Here is a 22,742-nt window from a genome sequence, read left to right on the forward strand (position 1 = left end):
GTAACAATCATTAAAATTGAAACAGCACTGAAAATTTTTAAATATAAAGGTGATTTTGATCATGTCCAAAGATCAAGTACTAACCCCTGAACAGGTTATCGATAGAACAAAAGAATATTTGAATGATGAGCACGTGCAAATGGTACAGAAAGCCTATGATTTTGCCAAGGAAGCTCATAAGGAACAATACCGAAAATCCGGTGAACCTTATATCATCCACCCGATTCAAGTTGCCGGAATCCTGGCAGATCTGGAAATGGATCCGTCAACTGTCGCTGCCGGGTTTCTTCATGATGTAGTGGAGGATACCGATATCTCACTGTCCGAGATTGAAACGGCCTTTAACGCAGAAGTGGCCATGCTCGTGGATGGGGTTACAAAGCTTGGTAAGATCAAATATAAATCCCAGGAAGAACAGCAAGCTGAAAATCACCGGAAAATGTTTGTTGCGATGGCCCAGGATATCAGGGTCATCCTGATCAAGCTTGCCGACCGTCTGCATAATATGAGGACACTGAAGCATCTGCCTCAGGAAAAACAAAGAAGGATTGCGAATGAGACGCTGGAAATCTTCGCTCCCCTTGCCCACCGGCTGGGGATCTCTAAAATCAAATGGGAGCTCGAAGATACTTCCCTGAGGTATTTGAATCCTCAGCAATATTACCGGATCGTCAACCTAATGAAGAAAAAGCGTGCAGAACGTGAAGAGTATCTGGATGATGTAGTGAATGAAGTGAAGGACCGCCTTGGTGATGTACAAATCGAAGCGGAGATTTCAGGACGCCCGAAACATATTTACAGCATCTACCGCAAGATGGCTCTTCAAAATAAGCAGTTCAATGAAATTTATGACCTTCTGGCCGTCAGGATCGTTGTGGACAGCATCAAAGATTGTTACGCGGTGCTGGGAATCATCCATACTTGCTGGAAACCAATGCCTGGCAGATTCAAGGATTATATCGCCATGCCTAAACCGAATATGTATCAATCTCTTCACACAACCGTCATCGGACCCAAAGGAGATCCTCTCGAAGTTCAGATCAGGACGCTTGAGATGCATGAAATCGCTGAGTACGGGGTAGCAGCCCATTGGGCTTATAAAGAAGGTAAAGACATCGATGATAAAGTTTCATTTGAAAAGAAACTTTCATGGTTCAGGGAAATCCTTGAGTTCCAGAATGAATCGGCCAATGCTGAGGAATTCATGGAATCTCTTAAAATCGACCTTTTTTCAGATATGGTGTTTGTGTTTACGCCAAAAGGGGATGTTCTCGAGTTACCGTCCGGCTCCGTTCCGATCGACTTTTCCTACCGCATCCACTCTGAAATCGGAAATAAGACGATCGGTGCCAAGGTGAACGGAAAAATGGTGACGCTGGATTATAAATTAAAGACGGGTGACATCATCGAAATCCTTACGTCAAAACATTCGTATGGACCGAGTCAAGATTGGTTGAAGCTTGCCCAGACTTCCCAGGCCAAGAATAAAATAAAGCAATTCTTCAAAAAGCAGAGAAGAGAAGAGAACATTGAAAAGGGCCGCGATCTGGTTGAAAAGGAAATTAAAAATCAGGACTTTGATTTAAAAGAGATCCTGACTGCAGAAAACATCCAGCGTGTCTCTGAGAAGTTCAATTTTTCTAATGAAGAAGATATGTATGCCGCTGTCGGCTACAATGGGATCACGGCTGCCCAAATTGCCAACCGCCTGACAGAGAAAGACCGTAAGAAACGTGAACAGGAAGATAAGCTCGAAGAAACAATGAAGGAACTGAACGCCGCTCAGCCTACTAAGAAGAAGAAGGATGCCGGGGTACAAGTGAAGGGGATCGACAACCTGCTGATCAGGTTATCTCGATGCTGCAGTCCCGTACCCGGGGATGAAATTGTCGGTTTTATTACAAAAGGCCGCGGAGTTTCTGTACACCGGGCAGATTGTACGAATGTCCAGACGGAAGAAGTGGGACAGCGCCTGATTCCGGTTTCCTGGGAAGGGGACGGACAGGATCGGAAGGAATATAACGTTGATATTGAAATATCAGGCTATGACCGCAGAGGTCTCTTAAATGAAGTGCTGCAAGTAGTAAATGAAACGAAGACAAATATTACTGCTGTCAGCGGTAAGTCAGATCGGAATAAAATGGCAACCATCAATATGTCTATTTCGATACAGAATATCTCGCACCTACACAGGGTTGTCGAGAGAATCAAACAAATTTCTGATGTATATGCTGTTCGCAGAATTATGAACTAGGGGAGGTTTCTTTCATGAAAGTCGTCCTGCAGAGAAGTAAAGAAGCCTCTGTGACTGTCGGGGGAGAAGTGACCGGAAGGATTCAGTCAGGCTTTGTTCTGCTTGTGGGCATCACCCATGAAGATACAGAAGAAGACGCCCGCTATATAGCGGATAAAGTGGTGAATCTAAGAGTATTTGAGGATGAAGACGGAAAGATGAATCACTCCCTGCTTGATGTAGAGGGTGACATTTTATCCATTTCTCAATTCACATTATATGGTGACTGCCGAAAAGGCAGAAGACCGAATTTCATGGAGGCAGCAAAACCCGATCATGCTCTCCCACTTTATGAACATTTCAATCGATTGTTGGAAGAAAAAGGTGTAAAGGTGCAAACAGGTGTGTTCGGTGAAATGATGGATGTCAAATTAACAAACGACGGACCTGTCACACTGATCCTGGAAAGTAAATAACTAATGAAAAAGCTGCTCCGTGTGGGGCAGCTTTTTCATTTATTGGTATCGAGGCTCAGGACCTTCAATTAGAGAAATAGTCATTCAGCCCATGATAGATGGCTGTTGCAGCCAAATCTTGATAATAATGTGAAGTCATATTCGCTTCTTCGGCAGGATTGCTTAAAAATCCTAATTCGAGCAGGATGGCAGCCTGTTTATTTTCGCGGATGACATGATAATCGCCTAAACGGACACCGCGGTCTCTTGATGGCAGCCGGCTTGCAAGGCTCTCATGCACGTCGTAAGCCAGATCCTTTTGATAGCTTTTATTATAAAAAGTAGTATGCCCTGCGACACTTGTGTCATAGATGCTGTCGAAGTGGATGGAGATAAACGCATCCGAATCATAATAATGTGACAGTGATACACGCGACGGAAGTGACACATATTCATCGTTTTTCCTTGTGAGGACGACTTCCGCACCCGCGCTTCTGAGCTTATCGGCAAGCAGTTGTCCCGTTTTCATTGTAATCAGCTTTTCAAGCGTCCCCCGTGTACCGATCGTACCGCTGTCACGGCCTCCATGTCCGGGGTCGATGATGATGACTTTGTCATTTATCCCTCCGCTTGTGTTTCTGGAAGGGGAGCTCTCAGAGCCATTGCCCGTTCTTATGGATACGATCCATCCAGCCACATAAGCGGTCGTTCCATCTTCCATTTTGATTTCATACCAGTCCCCTGTTTTGTCTGTGACAGGAAAGGTTTCTCCGCTGTTCGCCCGCTTGACGACTCCAGACTGAACATCGGCACTTCTTCTGATATTTGTCCCATTATGGAGTATGGTCACTTTTTCACCTGCAGACTGTGAGGCGGAGCTCGATTTTTTCTGTTCTTCAGCAACGGTTTTTTGAACGAACCAACCGGCAATCCAACCAGATTTACCGCTGGAAAGTTTGATTTGAACCCAATTATTCCGGTCATTCAATATAGGGTATTTCTCCCCTTTATTCACTTTGCCGATGATGCTGCCGTTTAAAGAAGCCTCACTTCTTACATTTAACGAATTCACAGTTATCATTCCTGTAAACTCTGAAGAAGAGGAAGGTGCTGCTGCTGGAGTGCTGGATATTTCAACGTAGTTATCAGATATCCAGCCTTTCGCATTTCCAAATTGAATTTCGTACCATCCGGAGACACTGCCCGTGATCGATATGGTGTTGCCTCTGTGGACTGCCCCCGCAATGGGGCTCTGAAGTGATGGTGATTTTCTGACGTTTAATGTGCCCGCAGTAATCACTCCCTGCTTCGCTTCCTGTTTTTTTGGGGAAGAAGCAGATGAACTTGATTGGCCGTTCAGATCCACGTAATCATTATGGACCCATCCGTCTGCATTCCCGGATTTTACGGAAAGCCAGTTTCCTCTGGATTCGGAAATTGTGACCTTGTCCCCTTTGTTCAGTACTGTGACGACTGCCTCGGAGGTGCTCGGACCTTTTCTTAACCGCAGACCATTGGTACTTACGGTTCCATGCTCACCCGATTCATTTACAACGCCATTCGATACACGGGTGACGAGCCAATCCGCCACCCAGCCCTCTCCATCTTCTGTAGAAATCTTGTACCAGTCCCGCTTCGTTTCAACAATATTGAACGTTTGATTTCTATGTACTTGTGTCAGGACTGGATAACTAAGGCCAGGACCGGTACGGACATTCAGCGTTGCCGTACTAATGGACACTTTTCCTTCCTCGGCATGAACGTAGGAATCAGTCAACGGTTGAAAAGGGAAAATCAATAATAATGCCAGGATGACTGCTGTTATTCTTTTAATTGCCTTCACCACCTTCTGTTGATTTTTCTTACTCATTTATTATCGGAGATTTTTCTGCAACTTTTATTTCATCCGATGAAAATCCCCATTACCGTTAAATACGATAAAAAAATTAAAATTCCTCCATGACGAAAGAAATTTGGGTATTTGGAAATGATAGTAGATATGAATGGTTGAAAGGATGGTCTGCATGAGGTCCAGTGATAAAAACTTTATGAGTGCCAATGGAGAAAATCAGTTGTTCGGGGTGAATTTTCATCATTTTGTAGAGCGGGAGAAAGATGCGATGAACGTGGAGCTCGCTTCTGAATTCGGTCTTTCCTTAAGGGAAGTCAAGTTATTGAAAAAGAAATTGGAAAGATCCTGAGAGAATTTTCATTCAGACTCTTGACATGAACTTGTGCCATACGTATCATTATAGAAATAAAATAACATTTTATAAAACCGATGATCGAGAACAGTAACTAAGCAAACACTTGGATAAGAGAGGAAATGCCGCGGCTGAAAGCATTCTGCAAAGTGCCTTAGTGAATGAACACTCGGGAAGGTTTCGCTCTGAACGGATACTAGTAGGAGATGAACGTACCAGGCGTTAACTGGCTTAAGTGGAGGTCTTTATGGGACCTCAATTAGGGTGGCACCACGGGAATAACAGCTCTCGTCCCTTGTTATTTATGACAAGGGATCGAGGGCTTTTTTTATTTACATAAAAAGTTAGTTTCATTGAAGGAGGAATTCAACTTGTCCATTCAAATACCAAGAGGCACACAGGATATTCTGCCTGGAGATGTGGAAAAGTGGCAGTACGTAGAGGAAGTGGCGAAAAATCTATGTCATGCCTATCAATATAAAGAAATTCGCACACCCATTTTCGAATCAAGTGAACTATTTACAAGAGGCGTCGGGGATACGACGGACATTGTTCAAAAAGAAATGTATATGTTCGAAGACAGGGGGGGAAGAAGTCTTGCACTTCGCCCTGAAGGAACGGCATCTGTCGTAAGATCCTTTGTCGGTAATAAGATGTTCGGGAATCCGAGCCAGCCCGTGAAGCTATATTATTCAGGGCCGATGTTCCGATACGAACGACCTCAGGCTGGACGCTACCGGCAGTTCGTTCAGTTCGGCGTCGAGGCTCTTGGGAGCGAGGATCCGGCAATCGATGCGGAAGTGCTCTCCCTGGCAATGAGCATATACAAAGAACTAGGGTTGAAACAGTTAAAGCTGGTCATCAACAGCCTCGGTGATTCAGGAAGCCGAAATGCTCACCGAGAGGCCCTTATCAATCACTTCAAACCAAGAATCGATGAATTCTGCGGAGACTGCCAGAACAGACTTGAGAAAAACCCATTGCGGATATTGGATTGCAAAAAAGACCGTGATCACGAATTGATGGCGACAGCCCCGTCAATCCTTGAATATTTAAATGAGGAATCGAAAGAGTACTTTGAGAAAGTTCAGCGCTATCTGAAAGACATGGATGTAGAGTTCGAAGTGGATCCGACACTTGTACGGGGACTGGATTATTATAATCACACGGCATTTGAAATCATGAGTAATGCTGAAGGTTTCGGGGCAATCACGACGCTTTGCGGAGGCGGGCGGTATAACGGACTTGTACAGGAGATAGGCGGACCTGAAACACCTGGGATCGGCTTTGCATTCAGTATTGAAAGACTATTGTCGGCTTTGGATGCTGAAGGTGTGGAACTGCCAATTGACGAAGGAATCGATCTCTTTATCGTGTCCCTTGGTGATGAGGCAAAAGACTATGCAGTGAAGCTGCTTCACACTGTAAGAAGAGAAGGTATTTCTTCAGAGAAGGACTATCTTGACCGCAAGCTGAAAGCCCAGTTTAAAGCAGCAGACCGGCATCAGGCCAAATATGTCGCAGTCATCGGTGACGATGAGCTGAAAGAAAACAAGATTAATTTAAAAGATATGGCGACTGGAGAACAAGAAGAAGTCAGCCTTGACCAGTTTGTCGATACGATAAAAGAAAAATTATCCTAATAGAAAAGGATGAAGGAATTCATCAAGGAGGAGAACAAGATGACAAAAAGAACAGCTTACTGCGGTGAAATAACGGAATCGTTCATCGGTGAAAAAGTGACCATCAAAGGGTGGGTCCAAAAGAGAAGAGACCTGGGCGGATTGATTTTCATCGACCTTAGGGACAGAGAAGGAATCGTACAGGCTGTATTCAATCCGGATCTATCTGAAGAGGCGCTTGCTCTTGCAGAAAAAATCCGTAATGAATATGTTTTGAGCATATCCGGTACGGTAGTGGAAAGAGCAGAGGGTACAGTCAACCCTAATCTGAAGACCGGTAAAGTCGAAATTCAGGTTGATAAGGTAGAAATCATCAATGAAGCGAAAACACCTCCATTCATGATCGATGACCAAATGGAAGTGTCGGAAGATGTCCGTTTGAAATACCGCTATATCGATCTTCGACGCTCTGCTATGGCCGACACCCTTAAGATGCGTCACAATGTCACGACATCTTTCCGTACATTTTTAAACGATAACGGCTTCTTGGATATCGAAACACCTATTCTGACAAAAAGCACTCCAGAAGGGGCTCGTGATTATTTAGTGCCAAGCCGGGTACATCCAGGAGAATTCTATGCACTCCCTCAGTCTCCGCAGATCTTCAAACAATTACTGATGGTATCCGGGTTTGACCGGTATTATCAAATTGTTCGCTGTTTCCGTGATGAGGACCTTCGGGCAGACCGCCAGCCGGAATTCACTCAGATCGATATGGAAATGAGTTTCATGGAGCTGGATGAAATCTTGGCCCTGGTCGAAGATATGATGAAAAAGCTTATGAACGACGCAAAAGGTGTAAACATTGAAACACCATTTCCGCGTATGACATATGATGATGCGATGAGCCGTTATGGTTCGGATAAGCCTGATACCAGATTCGCAATGGAACTTATCGATGTGTCGGAAATCGTGAAGGATTCCGGATTCAAAGTCTTCTCCGGTGCCGTCGGATCCGGCGGTCAGGTAAAGCTGATTAACGTCAAGGGTGCTGCATCTCAGTATTCACGTAAAGACATAGATGCATTGACTGAATTCGTTTCCCGATATGGTGCGAAAGGACTTGCGTGGCTCAAAGTCGAAGATGAAGGCTTGAAAGGCCCGATTTCCAAATTTGTGAGTGGAGAAGATGCGACTCAAATTTCTGCTGCGGCTGAGGCTGAAACAGGAGACCTGCTTCTATTCGTAGCTGATAAAAAATCAGTCGTTGCTGATGCATTGGGTGCGTTGCGTTTGAAATTAGGAAAAGAGCTTAAACTGATTGATGAGAGTAAGTTCAATTTCCTATGGGTGACGGATTGGCCGCTTCTTGAGTTCGATGAAGAAGAAAACCGTTATTACGCAGCACACCATCCGTTCACAATGCCGGTCCGTGAAGATCTCGAAAAATTTGATTCCAACCCTGCAGAGGTCCGTGCTGAAGCATATGATCTTGTTCTGAATGGATACGAACTTGGCGGGGGATCGCTTCGTATATATGAACGCGACATTCAAGAAAAAATGTTCAAGGTTCTCGGATTCTCCAAAGAAGAAGCAGAGGCGCAATTCGGCTTCTTATTGGAAGCATTTGAATATGGCACGCCTCCTCACGGCGGGATCGCACTAGGTTTAGACCGTCTTGTTATGCTTCTTGCAGGACGTACAAATTTACGCGATACAATCGCCTTCCCTAAAACAGCAAGTGCAAGCTGCTTGTTGACGGAAGCACCAGGCGGAGTCAGTGAAGCTCAATTAAAGGAATTGTCTTTATCGCTTGACGTTGAGAATGAGTAAAAATTCCTAAGGGTAGTTCATTGAAAATTCAAAAATCTTATGGTATGATTTAAACAATCACAAACGAGTCCTGATGTGTACGACGTTAACCCTGATAGTTTTGACCGAACACTTAAAACTTTGGGAGCTTGTCGTTTCTGTTACGCGTTCATGCCTCAGCGAGGACTAACAACTAGCAGAGCAAAGCACCCACCTGCCGAGAGCGGGTTCAAAACGAAGGAATCGCAGCGACGGCACGATTGGGACTTGTTTACTTCTATTTAAATAATCATATTTGAATAAAAACCAGGCGGGCTGCCTGGTTTTTTTATGTGTTAAATTGAAAAAATATTGAGTGTTATGAAGTACAGTAAAGATAGTTGAAGTAAAATAGAAGTGTATTGTTCATATTAAGCTGACTCCAGCGGTTGATTGGAGTGCAAGACGAAGACTCCTATCAGAAAAGCGGAAGGGCTTTGCTCAGAGACGTGTGGCATAAGACGAATCGGCCGTGAAGGCGTTCTTTGCCTTCTTGGTCGGGTTGGCTTATGACATGTGTCTCTAAGCCCTGCAGCTGGACAGTTAATCCCACGGGAATCTGTCTGGAGGCTCACGGGCTACCCGCGGAAAGCGAAGTCTTGCACGGAAATCAATAGCGGCAATAGAAAGCAAAGCTCAGAAAAGATTTCAAGTTGATTTTCCCCCTGCTATCCTTTATTCTAATTCAGTATAAACCTAGTTGAATACTTATAATGGAGTTGATCGAATGCTACACCAGTTTTCCAGAAATGAATTAGCAATCGGAAAGGAAGGACTCGATATTCTCAAGAACAGCACCGTTGCCGTTCTGGGAATCGGCGGAGTGGGCTCTTTTGCAGCAGAAGCATTGGCACGTTCCGGTGTTGGCCGCCTCGTGCTGGTGGATAAAGACGATGTGGATATCACGAATGTAAACCGCCAGATCCATGCACTCCTTTCCACTGTAGGAAAGCCTAAAGCCGATCTGATGCGCGACCGCATAAAAGATATTAACCCTGAATGTGAAGTCATCTCCCTGAAGATGTTCTATACAGAAGAAACATATGAAGAGTTTTTCAGTCACGGCTTGGACTTTGTGATTGATTCTTCCGATACGATCGCATACAAAATCCATCTCATGAAAGAATGCCTGAAAAGGGATATACCTTTGATCTCAAGCATGGGTGCGGCAAATAAAACAGATCCGACCCGCTTCCAGATTGCCGATATCAGTAAAACGCACACGGACCCGATTGCGAAAGTCATCCGTACACGTTTGAAGAAAGAAGGAATCAAGAAAGGTGTTCCTGTCGTATTTTCGGATGAAAGTCCGATTGTCATCCGTGAAGATGTACGGAAGGAAGTCGGGAAAGACGATGCCAAGATCAGGAAGGCACAGATGCCGCCGTCTTCCAATGCCTTTGTTCCATCCGTGGCAGGATTGATCCAGGCAAGTTATGCAGTGAATCAGTTGTTGAAGGATATTGAAATTAAACGAGTGAAAGATAAATAAGAGAAGAAAGGCCCGTTCTCGATCGAGAAGACGGGCCATTCTTTTTTAGAGTATCAATGGATAATGGGTTTAGGGGAAGGCTCCCCGTACCGCTCTGCTTCTTTGAGGATCGAGAGCATCTGCTGCATCTTCTTCTGTTTTTTCAGGAGACTCTCATATCTGACCTTCAACTCTTTCTGAGCATGAAGGAGCTCCTTCTTTTCTTTCTGCAGCCTTTGATTTTCCCCGGCTAGGGAATCAGGATGCTGCATGTTTTTCAGGAAATGAATACAATCATGCAGAGTTAAGGGAGCACCGTCTGAGGACGGTGCTTTCTTTTTCCGGATGGCATAATAATGATGAGAACAAGTCGCCGTTGTACGGTTTATTTTCGCTGCTACTTCCTCAAATGCAGCTTTCTTTGAAAGTCCCTTTCCCGTAAAAGAATCTACTGTGTCAACCAACAGTTTTTCCTCGGGTTCTGTCCAGCCTTTCCTTGAAGATTTCATGATATCCCTCCCTGCATTTGCTCTTTACTATAGCTTTACACAACAAATAAATTAAATGAACCCATTTTATGTAAAAAGGATTGACTTCTAAACGTGTCATAGTGTACTATCTAACTAGAACACTAAAACACTTTAGGGAGAGTCGGATATGAGCGCATTTAAAGGGCTTCTGTGGAAAGATTTTAAAACATCAAGGATATGGTTTTACGGCTGGATCGCCATTATCTTATTCATTTATGCATTGGGGCTGATACTTGGCAGGGTGACAGGCGAACCGACTGTTGTGGTTGTGTTTGTCATTATGCTCGGTATCTTTCATCTTGCCGTCATGCCTGTCATCTTATTCTCGATGCTCAGGGTGGAAGGGCAGACCCAGCTGTGGCTTCACAGTCCACAAAGCGGCTTTAAACTGATCGTGCCGAAATTGATCCTTGCCTTCATTTATTCAACCTTATCTTTCATTGTGGTCGATATCCTTGGGGTCCTCAGTCTCGCAGGCCTGCCGGATTCAGCGAACTTCTTTTCCTATTGGCCGTTTAAGGAAGCGATTTTGTTCAATCTTGGGATATCTGTCGCCGCAATTAACTTTTCCGTTTGGATTTTCTTCTTTTGGACGCTTTATCACGCACTGGGTAAATTCCCTGCCATCAAAAACATAAGATGGCTGTTCATCTTGGGGTTTATCATTGTCTATCAAAGCATAACAGCGATGTTGATGAGCTTTGACTGGGTGAAGGATCTTTTTGAAGCGTGGACGATCGACGTCCCTGCAGGCTTTGCTTTTTCGGTGGGGCAGAAAAATGCCGATGCAGGATTTTACAGTGAAATCATTCCGTTCCCCGTCCTTCCCTTTGCCTTTGAAGGGCTTGTCATGGTCTCTTTATTCATCATTTCCTGCTGGTTATTAGACCGTAAAGTCGAGGTGTAAGGTATGACAGAAGAATATACAGCATCAAAGCCCATATACGTACAAATAGCAGACCGCATCATCCGGGAAATCGTAAGAAAAGAATTGAATCCGGGAGATAAGCTTCCCTCCGTAAGGGAGATGGCGATCCAGTCCGGCGTAAATCCGAATACGATTCAAAGAACGTACAGTGAATTAGAAAGGATGGACATTGTGGAGACAAGGAGAGGGCAGGGGACGTTTGTGACTGAAAATGAGGAAATTCTATCAATTTTGAATGAGAAAGTCCAAAGAGAAGTGGTCGAGCAATTCATCCGCAACATGAAAGAACTCGGCCTGTCGAAGCAGCAAATGATCGAAAGCCTTGAAAAGTATGGGAAGGGGGAATAGACGTGATCCGGTTTCAAGAGGTGACAAAAAAATATGGTCATGGAGCGGCACTTGAAAACACTACGCTTCAATTTAATAGAGGGAAGATTTACGGATTGTTAGGTCCTAACGGCAGTGGTAAATCAACCACTCTGAAGATGATTGCCGGCCTGGTGATTCCGAGCAGCGGGACAGTAACCTTGAACGAAGAGGAAGTAACCAGGAAGATTGCGGATAAAGTCGCTTATTTGACAGAGCTGGATATGTTCTACGAAGTGTTCACCGTTGATGACATGATCTCCTTCTATGCTTCGCAGTTCACAGACTTTGATAGGAAGAAAGCATATGAGCTGTCAGAATTCATGGAATTGGATAGAAATAAAAAAATTAAACATTTATCAAAGGGAAATCGTGGAAGATTGAAACTTATCTTGACCCTGTCACGTAATACAGAGGTGCTTCTCCTGGATGAACCATTTTCGGGTCTGGATCCGATGGTGAGGGATTCGATCGTGAAGAGCCTGATTTCATACATCGACTTTGGCAGTCAGACGGTCATCATCGCCACGCACGAGATCGATGAAATCGAAGCGATCCTGGATGAAGCCTATATCATCCACAATGGCAGGATCGAAGGTCATTGCGACGTGGAGAAGCTGAGGGAAGAAGAAGGTTTATCAGTGCTTCAATGGTTGAAGAAAACGACAGCTGAAGGGAGTAGGGAAGAATGAATACGATTGTAAAATTACAAAACGTGTCAAAAGTCATTAAGGGAAAAAAGATCATAGATGACCTTTCTTTTGATGTGTATGAGGGAGAAGTATTTGGGTTTCTGGGACCGAATGGAGCCGGGAAAACGACGACGATCAGAATGATTGTCGGACTGATGAGCATAACCCAGGGGGATGTACTGATCTCAGGTAAAAGCATCAAGAAAGACTTCGAAGGGGCGATAGCATCTGTGGGAGCGATCGTCGAGAATCCGGAGCTTTATAAATTTATGTCCGGATATAAAAATCTCCAGCATTTCGCACGGATGCAGAAAGGGATAACAGAAGAACGAATCAAGGAAGTGGTCGAACTGGTTGGCCTGACCGATCGGATTAACGATAAGGTCAAGACATATTCCCTTGGAATGAGACAGCGGCTCGGCCTGGCCCAGTGCTTGTTGCACAGACCGAAAATCCTGATATTGGATGAACCGACCAATGGATTGGACCCCGCAGGTATCCGTGAAATCCGTGCCTATATCCGGAAGCTGGCACAAGAAGAAGGCATGGCTGTCATCGTATCCAGTCATCTTCTCTCCGAAATGGAGATGATGTGCGACCGAATAGGGATCATTCAAAAAGGAAAACTTGTCGATGTGCAGACTGTGCGTGATTTTGTGGACGGGAAAGAGCTTGTTTATCAATTTGAAGTGAATGATGAAGAGAAGGCTCGAGCTGTCATAAACGGCTTCAACCCTTCCCTTGTGTTCGAGGTGAAAAATAACAAGCTGCAAACAGGCATTACAAAAGAACAGGTTCCACATCTGATTAAAGCATTCGTGGAGAACGAAGTGGAAATCTACAGCGTTATGCAGGTTGCGAAGACATTAGAGGACCGCTTCCTGGAGATCACAAATGAGAAGGGAGAGGTCATGCATGCTTAGTCTGATTAAGAATGAATGGATGAAAATCTTCAAGCGGGTCGGCACCTGGGTCATGCTCGGTCTGTTGATCCTGATCATCGGAGTAGTAGGTGCATTTGAGAAATATGAGGACTCAAAAGTGAAAGAATCCGATAACTGGAAACAGGAGCTGTCCATGCAAATCGAGGGCGATAAACAAGCTTTGTCCCAGGACGGAATGAATAAATACAGTAAAAGCATGTTTGAACAAAATATTGCCCTCAATGAGTATAGAATCGAAAACGATATAGCACCAACTTCGAAAGAAACGGTTTGGACCTTTGTAGAAACGAATGGCTTTGCCGTGACACTCGTCGGCTTGTTTGCAATCATTGTGGCAGCTGGCATCGTGGCAAGTGAATTTTCGTGGGGTACAATCAAGCTGTTATTGATCCGCCCGATTTCCAGGACGAAGATATTGCTTTCAAAATATATCACCGTCATCCTTTACGGTGCGACAATGCTTGCGATACTTTTCGCAGTCTCTTTCCTGGTGGGTCTGATTCTATTCGGCGGCACCGGCCAATCTGTTCATCTGGCTTATATTGATGGTGAAGTGGTCGAGCAGAATATGATTGGATACCTGATCAAAACCTATTTATTGAAGTCGATCGATGTGACGATGATGGCCACGATGGCATTCATGATTTCGACTGTCTTCAGAAGCTCTTCCCTTGCGATCGGGATCTCTTTATTCCTGTTGTTCATGGGAGCAAACGCCACAGGATTACTTGCCCTGAAGTTTGATTGGGCTAAATACAGCTTGTTTGCGAACACTGACCTGACTCAGTATACTGGCTTCAGTCAGCCGCTGGTAGAAGGGATGACCATGGGCTTTTCTATCACCATGCTGATCATTTACTTTGCCATCTTCCAGCTTCTATCGTTCTTCGTGTTCAAGAAGAGGGACGTAGCGGCTTAGAAAAGCGAACGGGTCTGTCTGTTTTATAAAGTAAGCCTGTTGATGGCTGCTTAAACATACTTAAAAATGACGGTCTTGATGAAGACCGTCATTTTTTATGAGTACTTATATAGTTCTGAGAAATCAAGTCTGGTAGTCTGGTCTAATTGGAAGGCTGACCTTACAGCATTCAACCTTCGCAGCGTATTCAGCGCTTCGATCATTTTGCTATGTGTGACGATCCCGATACCATGTCCGAAGTATTGATTGTACTCCAAGAAGACGGCATTTTCTCCCATCCAGATAGGATCTTCATAATCAGGGTTTGAGAAGTAATAGACATCCCCCGGTATATTGTCTATACCTTCATACGTCACCATATGCATCGCATCGTTGAAGTTATGTCCCCAAATGAGCATAGGTGAATAGAGGCGGTCGAAATATTCGGGCCGTATTGTATCGAGTATGGATTTGTAATAAATCAGGACGATGGCTGTCACACATTCAAAACTGTACAGGTATGAATTTTCAAAGATATCCCTTATCGCAGCTGAGGGACGCCTGCCTGCACGCAACCTGTACCCGTTCATCGTTTTAATCCAGTAGTAAGGGTTAAAAGTAGAATTGGGAAAGGTGGCGAATGCCGCCGCACTGCTGTTTAATAATCTGCTGTTCATGATGATTCGTTCTCTTACCTTTAATTCAAACGCAAGTTCTTTCAGGTTGTTATATTCATAGCGGATCTTGCTTTTTTCAATTGCAATCAGGATCATGGATTCTGTAGGAGACAACCCTTTTAAGCTGCTGATGGCAGAGCCGTCTTTCAGTATGATCATCGGCAGGACCTCCGCGGATTTTTTTATCAGTGTATGTGAGGGGTGCCCGATGGGGAACTTTTTGGGAGGGGCAGAAGGGAATGAAGGTGATGCACACGCCGGTATGGGCGCATTCTTGCCGCTTACTCATTTTTTGAATAAAAGGGCCAGACCTCAAGTAAAGGCCTGGCTCAATAACGGCTATTTCATTTGCTTATTGATCTTTTCATAAACCCCTGCAATGGCCTGCTCAAATTTACCGGTCGATTTAGGGGTATAGTACCGGACATTTTTTAACCGGTCCGGCAGATAGGTTTGCGGCACCCAGCCGGATTCGTAATCATGAGGGTATTTATACTCTATCCCTCTGCCCAGTTCACTTGCCCCTTTGTAATGGGCATCTTTCAAATGATCGGGAACTTCCCCGCTTTTCCCTTTCCGTATGTCAGCAAGTGCTCCATCGATGGCCAGGATGGCCGAGTTGGATTTTGGGGACAGGCAGAGTTCGATGATTGCATTTGCCAGGGGGATCCGCGCTTCTGGAAACCCGATTTTTTCAGCCGTTTCAACTGCCGCAAGCGTTCTTGATCCCGCTGACGGGTTGGCAAGGCCGATATCTTCATAGGCGATGACGAGCAATCGTCGTGCAATGCTCGGCAAGTCACCAGCTTCCACCAATCGCCCTAGATAATGAAGGGCAGCATTCACATCACTTCCCCGTATTGATTTTTGAAACGCGCTCAATACATCATAATGGGCATCGCCGTCTTTATCATGAGTAAAGCTTTTCTTTTGCAGGCATTCCTCTGCTATGCCGACATCGATGTGAATCGTACCATCCGCATCGGCGGTTGTGGATAGGACTGCGAGCTCCAATGCGTTCAGGGAGCTTCTCACATCACCATTACTGCTGCTTGCAAAGTGCAGGACGGCTTCATCCGAAATGTCGAGAGTATAGTCGCCCAATCCACGCTCTTTGTCTTCGATCGCCCTGTATATGGCTGTTTTCATTTCATCAACTGTAAGAGGCTTAAGTTCGAATATCTGGCATCTGCTTCTGATCGCGGGATTTATGGCATGATACGGATTGCTCGTTGTTGCACCGATCAAGGTAATCATCCCGTTTTCAAGATAGGGAAGCAGGAAATCCTGCTTTCCTTTATCAAGACGATGAACTTCATCGAGCAGAAGGATCACTTTCCCGGACATTTTGGCTTCTTCTGCTACGATTTGTATATCTTTTTTATTATTTGTGACGGCGTTCAATGTTTTGAACCTATATTTCGTACTTCCGGCAATGGCGCTGGCTATCGATGTTTTTCCGATTCCGGGCGGGCCGTATAAAATCATGGAAGAAAGCTGTTTAGCCTTTACCATCCGGTCGATGATCTTTCCTTCTCCCACTAAATGCTGCTGACCGATTACTTCATCTATTGTTCTCGGCCTCATTTTAAAGGCAAGTGGTTTAATAGCCATATCATATCTCTCCAAACTGGTGTTCTCGATTACTTTTACTTTATCACAGGCGGAGTTTATTAGGAAATGATTCCGTCTGCAGCGGAAGCAAACGATCCCTTTCACAGCCCATGTACGGATATGCTATAATGACTAAGGTTAATAAATGATAAAACATATATCAACAGATTACGATTTACGCATACGATTACGTCTAATGAATGTTTAATATATGAATTTAAGAGGTGCAGGAAAATGAAGATATCTACTAAAGGCCGTTATGGCTTGACGATCATGATTGAATTGGCGAAACGTCACGGGGAAGGGCCGACTTCTCTGAAAACAATTGCTCAGCAGCATGAGCTTTCGGAACATTATCTCGAGCAGCTGGTGGCTCCGCTGCGTAACGGCGGACTTGTGAGAAGTATCCGCGGAGCTTATGGCGGTTATGTACTTGGACATGAACCGTCCGAGATCACAGCCGGGGATATCATCCGTATTCTTGAGGGGCCGATCAGTCCTGTGGAAGGAATTGAAGATGAAGAGCCTGCAAAGCGTGAGTTATGGATTCGTATACGTGATGCGGTCAAGGATGTATTGGATAATACAACGATAGAAGACTTAGCCAGTCATTCGGATGATGGAGAATCCGATGCTTATATGTTTTATATCTAGGAGGTACTGAGATGGATAGGATTTACATGGATCATGCCGCTACTTCACCTATGAATGCCGACGTGATAGAAGAAGTGTCTTCTGTCATGAAAGAGACATTCGGGAACCCGTCAAGCATTCATTCCTTTGGTCGTTCCGCCCGTCATCTTGTGGATCAGGCACGTACGAAAATTGCCCGCAGTTTAAATGCGGATTATAACGATATCATTTTTACAAGCGGCGGAACAGAAGCGGATAATTTAGCCATAATCGGTACGGCACATGCAAATAAGTCTAAAGGGAATCATATCATCACAACCCAAATTGAGCATCACGCTGTCCTTCATGCATGTAAGCATCTGGAAGAGGAAGGTTTTGACGTAACATACCTGCCAGTTGATGAATCAGGAAGGGTGTCACTGCATGATTTGGAACATGCACTTCGTCCTGACACCATTTTGGTTACGGTTATGTATGGGAATAATGAAGTTGGAACGATTCAGCCCATTCAGGAGATCGGACAGGCCTTGAAAGATCACGGTGCATATTTTCATACGGATGCGGTTCAGGCATTTGGATTGCTTAATATGGATGTGAGGGAACTTGGAGTCGATATGCTATCCGTTTCAGGCCATAAAATCAACGGTCCTAAAGGAGTTGGCTTCCTTTACTGCCATAAGAACGTAAATCTTATGCCGGGCTCATTTGGAGGCGAGCAGGAACGCAAGAGACGTGCAGGGACAGAAAATGTTCCTGCGATTGCCGGATTGGGAAAAGCCGTTGAGATTGTTCAGATTTCCTGGAAAGATAAGGTTGAAATGTATGAAGGCTTCAAGAGTTTATTTAGAAAAAAGTTAATGGAAAAAAATGTTGAATTCGATGAGAACGGATCCCTTGAGCACGGATTACCCCATGTGCTAAACTTAAGCTTCCCTGGAACAGACGTGGAATCAATGCTCATGAATCTGGATATGTCGGGCATTGCCGTTTCAAGCGGATCAGCCTGTACCGCAGGGTCGATCGAACCTTCGCATGTATTGGTTGCCATGTTTGGGAATGAATCCGAAAGAACAAAGAACTCGATCAGGTTCAGCTTTGGACTCGGGAATACAGAAGCACAGATCGTGCAGGCTGCAGACGAAGTTGCAAAGGTGGTCAAGAGACTGATCTCTTAAGTGCCTTGAATAGATAGAAAGAATAAAGGAGGTGGCGTAAATGAATAAGGATCCAAAGGATACAAGAGTGGTCGTCGGGATGTCTGGCGGTGTGGATTCATCCGTTGCGGCTCTTTTGCTGAAAGAGCAAGGTTATGAAGTCATCGGCATCTTCATGAAAAACTGGGATGACACAGATGAAAACGGTGTATGTACAGCGACGGAAGACTATAATGATGTCATTCGGGTATGTAATCAAATCGGAATCCCCTACTACGCTGTCAATTTTGAAAAACAATATTGGGATAAGGTATTCACCTATTTCCTTGATGAATACAAGGCTGGAAGAACGCCAAATCCAGATGTGATGTGCAATAAAGAAATCAAATTCAAAGCATTCCTCGAGCATGCCATGAAGCTTGGTGCCGATTACCTTGCGACAGGGCACTATGCTCAGGTTGAGTACCGCGACGGAGAGTATAAAATGCTCCGCGGTGTCGACAACAATAAAGATCAAACATACTTCCTCAATCAACTTGGTCAGGAACAGCTTGAAAAAGTCATGTTCCCGCTTGGGGGCATCGATAAGAAAAAGGTGCGGGAAATAGCCAAAGAAGCAGGGCTTGCGACGGCATCCAAGAAAGACAGTACCGGAATATGCTTTATCGGTGAGAGGAATTTCAAGGAATTCCTAAGCAATTACCTGCCGGCACAGCCAGGGAATATGGAGACGATGGATGGCAAAATCATGGGTAAACATGATGGCCTGATGTATTATACGATCGGCCAGCGCCACGGACTTGGTATCGGCGGTGCAGGAGATCCATGGTTCGCCATCGGAAAAGATCTCGAACGAAATGTCCTCTATGTCGGCCAAGGGTTTGAAAACCCCGCATTGTATTCTGATTCGATTCTTGCAGTGGATGTGCACTGGACATCCAACAGAGAAAAGCCATCAGAATTCAAATGCACGGCTAAATTCCGCTATCGTCAGGCAGACAATTCCGTTACGGTCATGCCGCTTGAAAACGGGAAAGTAAAAGTGATTTTTGACGAGCCTCTTCGTGCGGTGACCCCGGGGCAAGCAGTCGTCTTCTATGATGGTGACGAATGTCTCGGAGGAGGAACAATCGATACGATTTTCAAAGATGAGAAAAAATTGACATATGTCGGCTGATGCCGGCCTGATATGGATAGTGAAAAGGACTGTGAAGAAGCGAGTAAAGTATTCCTTCATCTCAGTCCTTTCTTTACGAGTATTTAGCTCTATTACTCTGTGTTATACTGAGTACAAATCACATAGGGAATCAAGATATATAAACATTACATAATAGAGGTGCTGAAAATGGACAAAAACTTAAAGGGAATCGAGTTATTACAGGAAGGGAAACTGGAGGATGCCGTCAAGCTATTCACGGAAGCCATAGAAGAGAATCCGAAAGATCCAGTCGGATATATCAACTTCGGGAATGTCCTCATGTCAGTTGGAGACAGCGACAAGGCAAAGTCATTTTTTGAAAGAGCAATCGCGGTCGATGAAAATGCGGCGGCAGCTTACTATTCATTGGGGAATTTGTTCTTCAATGAAGGAGATTATGATTCGGCTAAGAATCAATTCGAGAAAGCAGTCAATAAAGGAATGGAAAATGCCGATGTGTACTTCATGCTGGGTGTGAGCCTTGTTAACCTTGAGCAGCCTAAGTTTGCCGTTCCTTACCTGCAAAGAAGCGTGGAGTTAAATGAAGAAGACATCGAAGCACGCTTTCAGCTCGGGTTGAGCCTTGCGCAGGCAGAAGCCTATGAGGAATCAATCGGGCATCTTTCGAAAGTGATCGAAAAGGATCCCGAGCATGCTGATGCCTACTATAACCTTGGAGTGGCTTACGCAGGATATAAAGATGATGCCGACAAAGCATTGGAGTATTTTAATAAAGCGGTGAAAATTCAACCGGATCACATGCTTGCGGGATATGGAATCAAAATGATCGAGAAAATGAAGAGCGAATAGTTAGGGGGTTCATAAGCCTTGAGCCAGCAAGATTCTATGAAGCTGTTTGGAGATGAAGAAATATATATCAAGGGCAGGCATCTTGTGACGATTTTTCATAATGAGGAAAATCTTTATACCGTTGTCCGGATACGGGTGGATGAAACGAATCATTCCTATGAAGAAAAGGAAGCGGTCATCACAGGACATTTCCCCCGCATTCATGAGGAAGAAACATACGTGTTTTACGGGCGCTTTCAAGAGCACCCGAAATTCGGTATGCAATTCCATGCGAAACATTTCAAAAAAGAAATACCGCAAACAACTCAGGGTGTCGTCCATTACCTTTCCAGTGATCTCTTTAAGGGAATCGGGAAGAAAACAGCGGAGAAGATTGTAGAGCATATCGGTGCAAATGCCATTTCAAAGATTCTTGAAAACCCAAGCGTATTGGATGAAGTTCCTAAGCTTCCCCCGGATAAGGCAAAAAACATCTATGATACTTTGACTGAACATCAAGGTTTGGAACGAGTGATGATTGTATTGAATGATCTGGGGTTCGGACCGCAAATCTCCATGAAGGTTTACCAGGCATACAAAGAACAGGCGCTGGAGATCATTCAGAATAATCCATACAAACTTGTCGAAGACATTGAAGGAATCGGGTTTACAAGGGCGGATGAGCTGGGATCGAAAATCGGGATAACCGGCAGCCATCCCGACAGGATCAAGGCAGGATGTCTTTATACCCTAGAACAAGTATGCGTAAAGCAGGGCCATGTGTACCTTGAAGCGGAAGAACTGATTGTGACGGTAAAGGAATTGCTGGAAAAGAGCCAGCCGGAAAAAATCGAGTATACTGAGATATCCAGTCAGTTGGTTTCACTTGAGGAAGAAAGCAAGGTGATCGGGGAAGGCTCAAAGGTGTATATCCCTTCTTTATATTTCTCTGAAAAAGGGATTGTGACAAGCATCGAGAAACTATTGGCTCAAAAACAATATGAAGATCAATTTCCTCAATCTGAGTTTCTGCTGTCATTGGGTGCGTTAGAGGACCGGCTTGGCGTCCAGTATGCACCTTCACAGAGGGAAGCCATTGAGACAGCCCTGATGTCTCCGATGCTGCTGCTGACCGGGGGACCGGGTACAGGAAAAACCACGGTCATCAATGGGATAGTAGAGCTGTTTGCTGATCTTCACGGTTGTTCCCTTGATCCCAAAGACTATAAAGATGAACCGTTTCCGGTATTATTGACTGCTCCCACAGGCAGAGCGGCTAAACGAATGACCGAATCAACAGGGATACCTGCGATGACGATCCACCGCTTACTGGGCTGGAACGGACAGGAAGGCTTTCAAAGTGATGAAGAACGTGCAATAGAAGGAAAGCTCCTGATTGTCGATGAAGTGTCCATGGTCGATACATGGCTTGCCCATCAATTGTTGAAAGCACTGCCGGACGACATTCAGGTGATCTTTGTTGGGGATGAAGATCAGCTGCCTTCAGTGGGGCCGGGGCAGGTATTGAAGGATATGCTTCAATCGGGTGTCGTCCCTACGGTCAGGCTGACGGATATTTACCGGCAGGAAGAAGGTTCCTCAATCATAGAGCTTGCGCATCATATGAAAAAAGGGAAAGTCCCTGCAGATTTGACGAAGCAGCAAAAAGACCGGTCCTTCTTTCCATGCCAGACGAATCAAATTGCAGAAGTCGTCAGGAAGGTAGTCGAAAACGCCAAGAAAAAAGGCTATACCCCAAAGGATATACAGGTTCTTGCCCCCATGTACAGAGGGTCTGCGGGAATTGATAACTTGAATAAATTACTGCAGGAAATCTTCAACAGCAATGATGGTACGCGGAAAGAAATATCCTTCGGAGACGTTCATTATCGAATCGGAGATAAAGTACTGCAGCTCGTTAATCAACCTGAAAATAATGTGTTCAACGGAGATATAGGGGAAATCGTCTCGATTTTCTATGCAAAGGAAAACACGGAAAAACAGGACATGATCATCGTCTCTTATGAGGGCAATGAAGTCACTTACACCAGGCAGGACTTAACGCAGATTACCCATGCCTATTGCTGTTCGATTCATAAATCCCAGGGGAGTGAATTTCCGATTGTCATTCTGCCAGTCGTGAAAAGTTATTTCCGTATGCTGCGCAGAAACCTTCTTTACACCGCGATTACCAGAAGTAAACAATTCCTGATCCTCTGCGGTGAATTGGATGCATTTAAGCTCGGTGTGGAAAGAGAAGACGATTTCCTTCGGAAAACCACACTGAGTGAAAAGCTCACCCTCATGGTGGAGGGGAATCAATATGAAGCGGATGATAAAAATAATGACGATCTGACAGTGGGAGAAGCGTTGATGAAGGAAGACCCCATGATCGGGATGGAAGGCATCACCCCTTACGATTTCATGGAAGTTGAATAATCAATTCATCTGGTTAACAAAGAATGAGGTCTGTTCTTTGTTAA

The 22,742-nt window shown here is 44.7% G+C and carries 20 protein-coding genes, 1 other RNA gene and 1 other annotated feature; of the genes, 17 read left to right on the plus strand and 4 right to left on the minus strand.

Translation table 11 applies throughout. From position 1 onward, the window contains the following. The first annotated feature begins 61 nt into the window (after positions 1-61). On the plus strand, positions 62-2,254 hold the full coding sequence (locus HWX64_RS17965) for a bifunctional (p)ppGpp synthetase/guanosine-3',5'-bis(diphosphate) 3'-pyrophosphohydrolase (protein ID WP_175990910.1): 2,193 nt from the start codon (positions 62-64) through the stop codon (positions 2,252-2,254). 14 nt (positions 2,255-2,268) lie between these two features. After that, complete coding sequence (dtd, locus tag HWX64_RS17970; protein ID WP_175990911.1) at positions 2,269-2,709, plus strand: D-aminoacyl-tRNA deacylase; 441 nt, start codon at positions 2,269-2,271, stop codon at positions 2,707-2,709. A gap of 64 nt (positions 2,710-2,773) precedes the next feature. On the opposite strand, the gene HWX64_RS17975 is transcribed toward dtd, so the two are convergent. Beyond that, positions 2,774-4,531 (minus strand): SH3 domain-containing protein, encoded by a 1,758-nt coding sequence (locus HWX64_RS17975; protein WP_175990912.1) that lies wholly within the window; start codon positions 4,529-4,531, stop codon positions 2,774-2,776. Positions 4,532-4,712: 181 nt separating this feature from the next. Between HWX64_RS17975 and HWX64_RS17980 the strand changes: the two genes are divergently transcribed. The 5 genes from HWX64_RS17980 (at position 4,713) to HWX64_RS18000 (ending at position 9,857) form a co-directional block, all read left to right on the plus strand. Next, positions 4,713-4,889, plus strand: coding sequence for an RNA polymerase subunit sigma-70 (locus HWX64_RS17980; protein WP_175990913.1), 177 nt, complete (start codon positions 4,713-4,715; stop codon positions 4,887-4,889). 71 nt (positions 4,890-4,960) lie between these two features. Continuing rightward, positions 4,961-5,191: a binding site (T-box leader), on the plus strand. Between the two features lie 72 nt (positions 5,192-5,263). Next, entirely contained in the window at positions 5,264-6,535 is a 1,272-nt protein-coding gene (hisS, locus tag HWX64_RS17985; protein ID WP_175990914.1) for a histidine--tRNA ligase, read from the plus strand. A 39-nt stretch (positions 6,536-6,574) separates the two neighbouring features. Beyond that, the gene (gene aspS / locus HWX64_RS17990; RefSeq protein WP_175990915.1) at positions 6,575-8,347 is read left to right on the plus strand and encodes an aspartate--tRNA ligase; all 1,773 of its coding nucleotides are present in this window, start codon (positions 6,575-6,577) and stop codon (positions 8,345-8,347) included. Positions 8,348-8,411: 64 nt separating this feature from the next. Beyond that, a non-coding RNA gene (gene ssrS / locus HWX64_RS17995) (6S RNA) lies at positions 8,412-8,597 on the plus strand. Between the two features lie 495 nt (positions 8,598-9,092). Next, positions 9,093-9,857, plus strand: coding sequence for a ThiF family adenylyltransferase (locus HWX64_RS18000; RefSeq protein WP_175990916.1), 765 nt, complete (start codon positions 9,093-9,095; stop codon positions 9,855-9,857). A 53-nt stretch (positions 9,858-9,910) separates the two neighbouring features. Here HWX64_RS18000 and HWX64_RS18005 read toward each other — a convergent pair whose 3' ends face one another. Continuing rightward, on the minus strand, positions 9,911-10,345 hold the full coding sequence (locus HWX64_RS18005) for a hypothetical protein (protein WP_175990917.1): 435 nt from the start codon (positions 10,343-10,345) through the stop codon (positions 9,911-9,913). 148 nt (positions 10,346-10,493) lie between these two features. Between HWX64_RS18005 and HWX64_RS18010 the strand changes: the two genes are divergently transcribed. Genes HWX64_RS18010 through HWX64_RS18030 form a run of 5 tightly spaced genes read left to right on the plus strand, consistent with a single transcriptional unit; the run spans position 10,494 to position 14,215 of the window. Then, positions 10,494-11,273 (plus strand): hypothetical protein, encoded by a 780-nt coding sequence (locus tag HWX64_RS18010; protein WP_175990918.1) that lies wholly within the window; start codon positions 10,494-10,496, stop codon positions 11,271-11,273. Positions 11,274-11,276: 3 nt separating this feature from the next. Next, positions 11,277-11,642, plus strand: a complete 366-nt coding sequence (locus HWX64_RS18015) for a GntR family transcriptional regulator (RefSeq protein ID WP_175990919.1) — start codon at positions 11,277-11,279, stop codon at positions 11,640-11,642. 2 nt (positions 11,643-11,644) lie between these two features. Next, the gene (locus tag HWX64_RS18020) at positions 11,645-12,352 is read left to right on the plus strand and encodes an ABC transporter ATP-binding protein (protein WP_175990920.1); all 708 of its coding nucleotides are present in this window, start codon (positions 11,645-11,647) and stop codon (positions 12,350-12,352) included. After that, a complete protein-coding gene (locus HWX64_RS18025) occupies positions 12,349-13,275 on the plus strand; it encodes an ABC transporter ATP-binding protein (RefSeq protein WP_175990921.1) in 927 nt (308 codons plus the stop codon). Before HWX64_RS18020 ends, HWX64_RS18025 begins: the two co-directional genes overlap by 4 nt. Further along, positions 13,268-14,215, plus strand: a complete 948-nt coding sequence (locus tag HWX64_RS18030; protein WP_175990922.1) for an ABC transporter permease — start codon at positions 13,268-13,270, stop codon at positions 14,213-14,215. The genes HWX64_RS18025 and HWX64_RS18030 overlap by 8 nt, the downstream gene beginning before the upstream one ends. Positions 14,216-14,310: 95 nt before the next feature. Here the strand turns inward: HWX64_RS18030 and HWX64_RS18035 are convergent, their stop codons facing one another. Together HWX64_RS18035 and HWX64_RS18040 are read right to left on the minus strand one after the other, a co-directional pair. Then, positions 14,311-15,030, minus strand: a complete 720-nt coding sequence (locus tag HWX64_RS18035; protein ID WP_175990923.1) for a protein-glutamine gamma-glutamyltransferase — start codon at positions 15,028-15,030, stop codon at positions 14,311-14,313. A 180-nt stretch (positions 15,031-15,210) separates the two neighbouring features. After that, entirely contained in the window at positions 15,211-16,479 is a 1,269-nt protein-coding gene (locus HWX64_RS18040) for a replication-associated recombination protein A (protein ID WP_175991579.1), read from the minus strand. A gap of 240 nt (positions 16,480-16,719) precedes the next feature. Here HWX64_RS18040 and HWX64_RS18045 point away from each other — a divergent pair, with 240 nt between their 5' ends. The 5 genes from HWX64_RS18045 to HWX64_RS18065 all read left to right on the plus strand — a co-directional run bounded on the left by HWX64_RS18045 (position 16,720) and on the right by HWX64_RS18065 (position 22,698). After that, positions 16,720-17,139: a cysteine metabolism transcriptional regulator CymR gene (locus tag HWX64_RS18045; RefSeq protein WP_175990924.1), complete on the plus strand. Its 420-nt coding sequence runs from the start codon at positions 16,720-16,722 to the stop codon at positions 17,137-17,139. Between the two features lie 11 nt (positions 17,140-17,150). Next, a complete protein-coding gene (locus HWX64_RS18050; RefSeq protein WP_175990925.1) occupies positions 17,151-18,293 on the plus strand; it encodes a cysteine desulfurase family protein in 1,143 nt (380 codons plus the stop codon). Positions 18,294-18,333: 40 nt separating this feature from the next. Then, on the plus strand, positions 18,334-19,449 hold the full coding sequence (gene mnmA / locus HWX64_RS18055) for a tRNA 2-thiouridine(34) synthase MnmA (protein ID WP_175990926.1): 1,116 nt from the start codon (positions 18,334-18,336) through the stop codon (positions 19,447-19,449). A 168-nt stretch (positions 19,450-19,617) separates the two neighbouring features. Beyond that, positions 19,618-20,280: a lipopolysaccharide assembly protein LapB gene (locus tag HWX64_RS18060; protein ID WP_175990927.1), complete on the plus strand. Its 663-nt coding sequence runs from the start codon at positions 19,618-19,620 to the stop codon at positions 20,278-20,280. An 18-nt stretch (positions 20,281-20,298) separates the two neighbouring features. Beyond that, entirely contained in the window at positions 20,299-22,698 is a 2,400-nt protein-coding gene (locus HWX64_RS18065) for an ATP-dependent RecD-like DNA helicase (RefSeq protein ID WP_175990928.1), read from the plus strand. The last annotated feature ends 44 nt before the right edge of the window (positions 22,699-22,742 follow it).

Source organism: Bacillus sp. Marseille-Q1617, assembly GCF_903645295.1.
Taxonomy (GTDB): Bacteria; Bacillota; Bacilli; order Bacillales; family Bacillaceae_B; genus Rossellomorea.

Bases quoted from the DNA above. Each gene is read 5' to 3' on its own strand.
- HWX64_RS18010 (WP_175990918.1), top strand. From the start codon at position 10,494: ATGAGCGCATTTAAAGGGCTTCTGTGGAAAGATTTTAAAACATCAAGG.
- mnmA (WP_175990926.1), top strand. From the start codon at position 18,334: ATGAATAAGGATCCAAAGGATACAAGAGTGGTCGTCGGGATGTCTGGC.
- HWX64_RS17980 (WP_175990913.1), top strand. From the start codon at position 4,713: ATGAGGTCCAGTGATAAAAACTTTATGAGTGCCAATGGAGAAAATCAG.
- HWX64_RS18035 (WP_175990923.1), bottom strand. From the start codon at position 15,030: ATGATCATACTGAAAGACGGCTCTGCCATCAGCAGCTTAAAAGGGTTG.
- HWX64_RS18030 (WP_175990922.1), top strand. From the start codon at position 13,268: ATGCTTAGTCTGATTAAGAATGAATGGATGAAAATCTTCAAGCGGGTC.
- HWX64_RS18015 (WP_175990919.1), top strand. From the start codon at position 11,277: ATGACAGAAGAATATACAGCATCAAAGCCCATATACGTACAAATAGCA.
- HWX64_RS18045 (WP_175990924.1), top strand. From the start codon at position 16,720: ATGAAGATATCTACTAAAGGCCGTTATGGCTTGACGATCATGATTGAA.
- HWX64_RS18005 (WP_175990917.1), bottom strand. From the start codon at position 10,345: ATGAAATCTTCAAGGAAAGGCTGGACAGAACCCGAGGAAAAACTGTTG.
- HWX64_RS17965 (WP_175990910.1), top strand. From the start codon at position 62: ATGTCCAAAGATCAAGTACTAACCCCTGAACAGGTTATCGATAGAACA.
- HWX64_RS18050 (WP_175990925.1), top strand. From the start codon at position 17,151: ATGGATAGGATTTACATGGATCATGCCGCTACTTCACCTATGAATGCC.
- HWX64_RS18000 (WP_175990916.1), top strand. From the start codon at position 9,093: ATGCTACACCAGTTTTCCAGAAATGAATTAGCAATCGGAAAGGAAGGA.
- dtd (WP_175990911.1), top strand. From the start codon at position 2,269: ATGAAAGTCGTCCTGCAGAGAAGTAAAGAAGCCTCTGTGACTGTCGGG.
- HWX64_RS18060 (WP_175990927.1), top strand. From the start codon at position 19,618: ATGGACAAAAACTTAAAGGGAATCGAGTTATTACAGGAAGGGAAACTG.
- aspS (WP_175990915.1), top strand. From the start codon at position 6,575: ATGACAAAAAGAACAGCTTACTGCGGTGAAATAACGGAATCGTTCATC.
- HWX64_RS18025 (WP_175990921.1), top strand. From the start codon at position 12,349: ATGAATACGATTGTAAAATTACAAAACGTGTCAAAAGTCATTAAGGGA.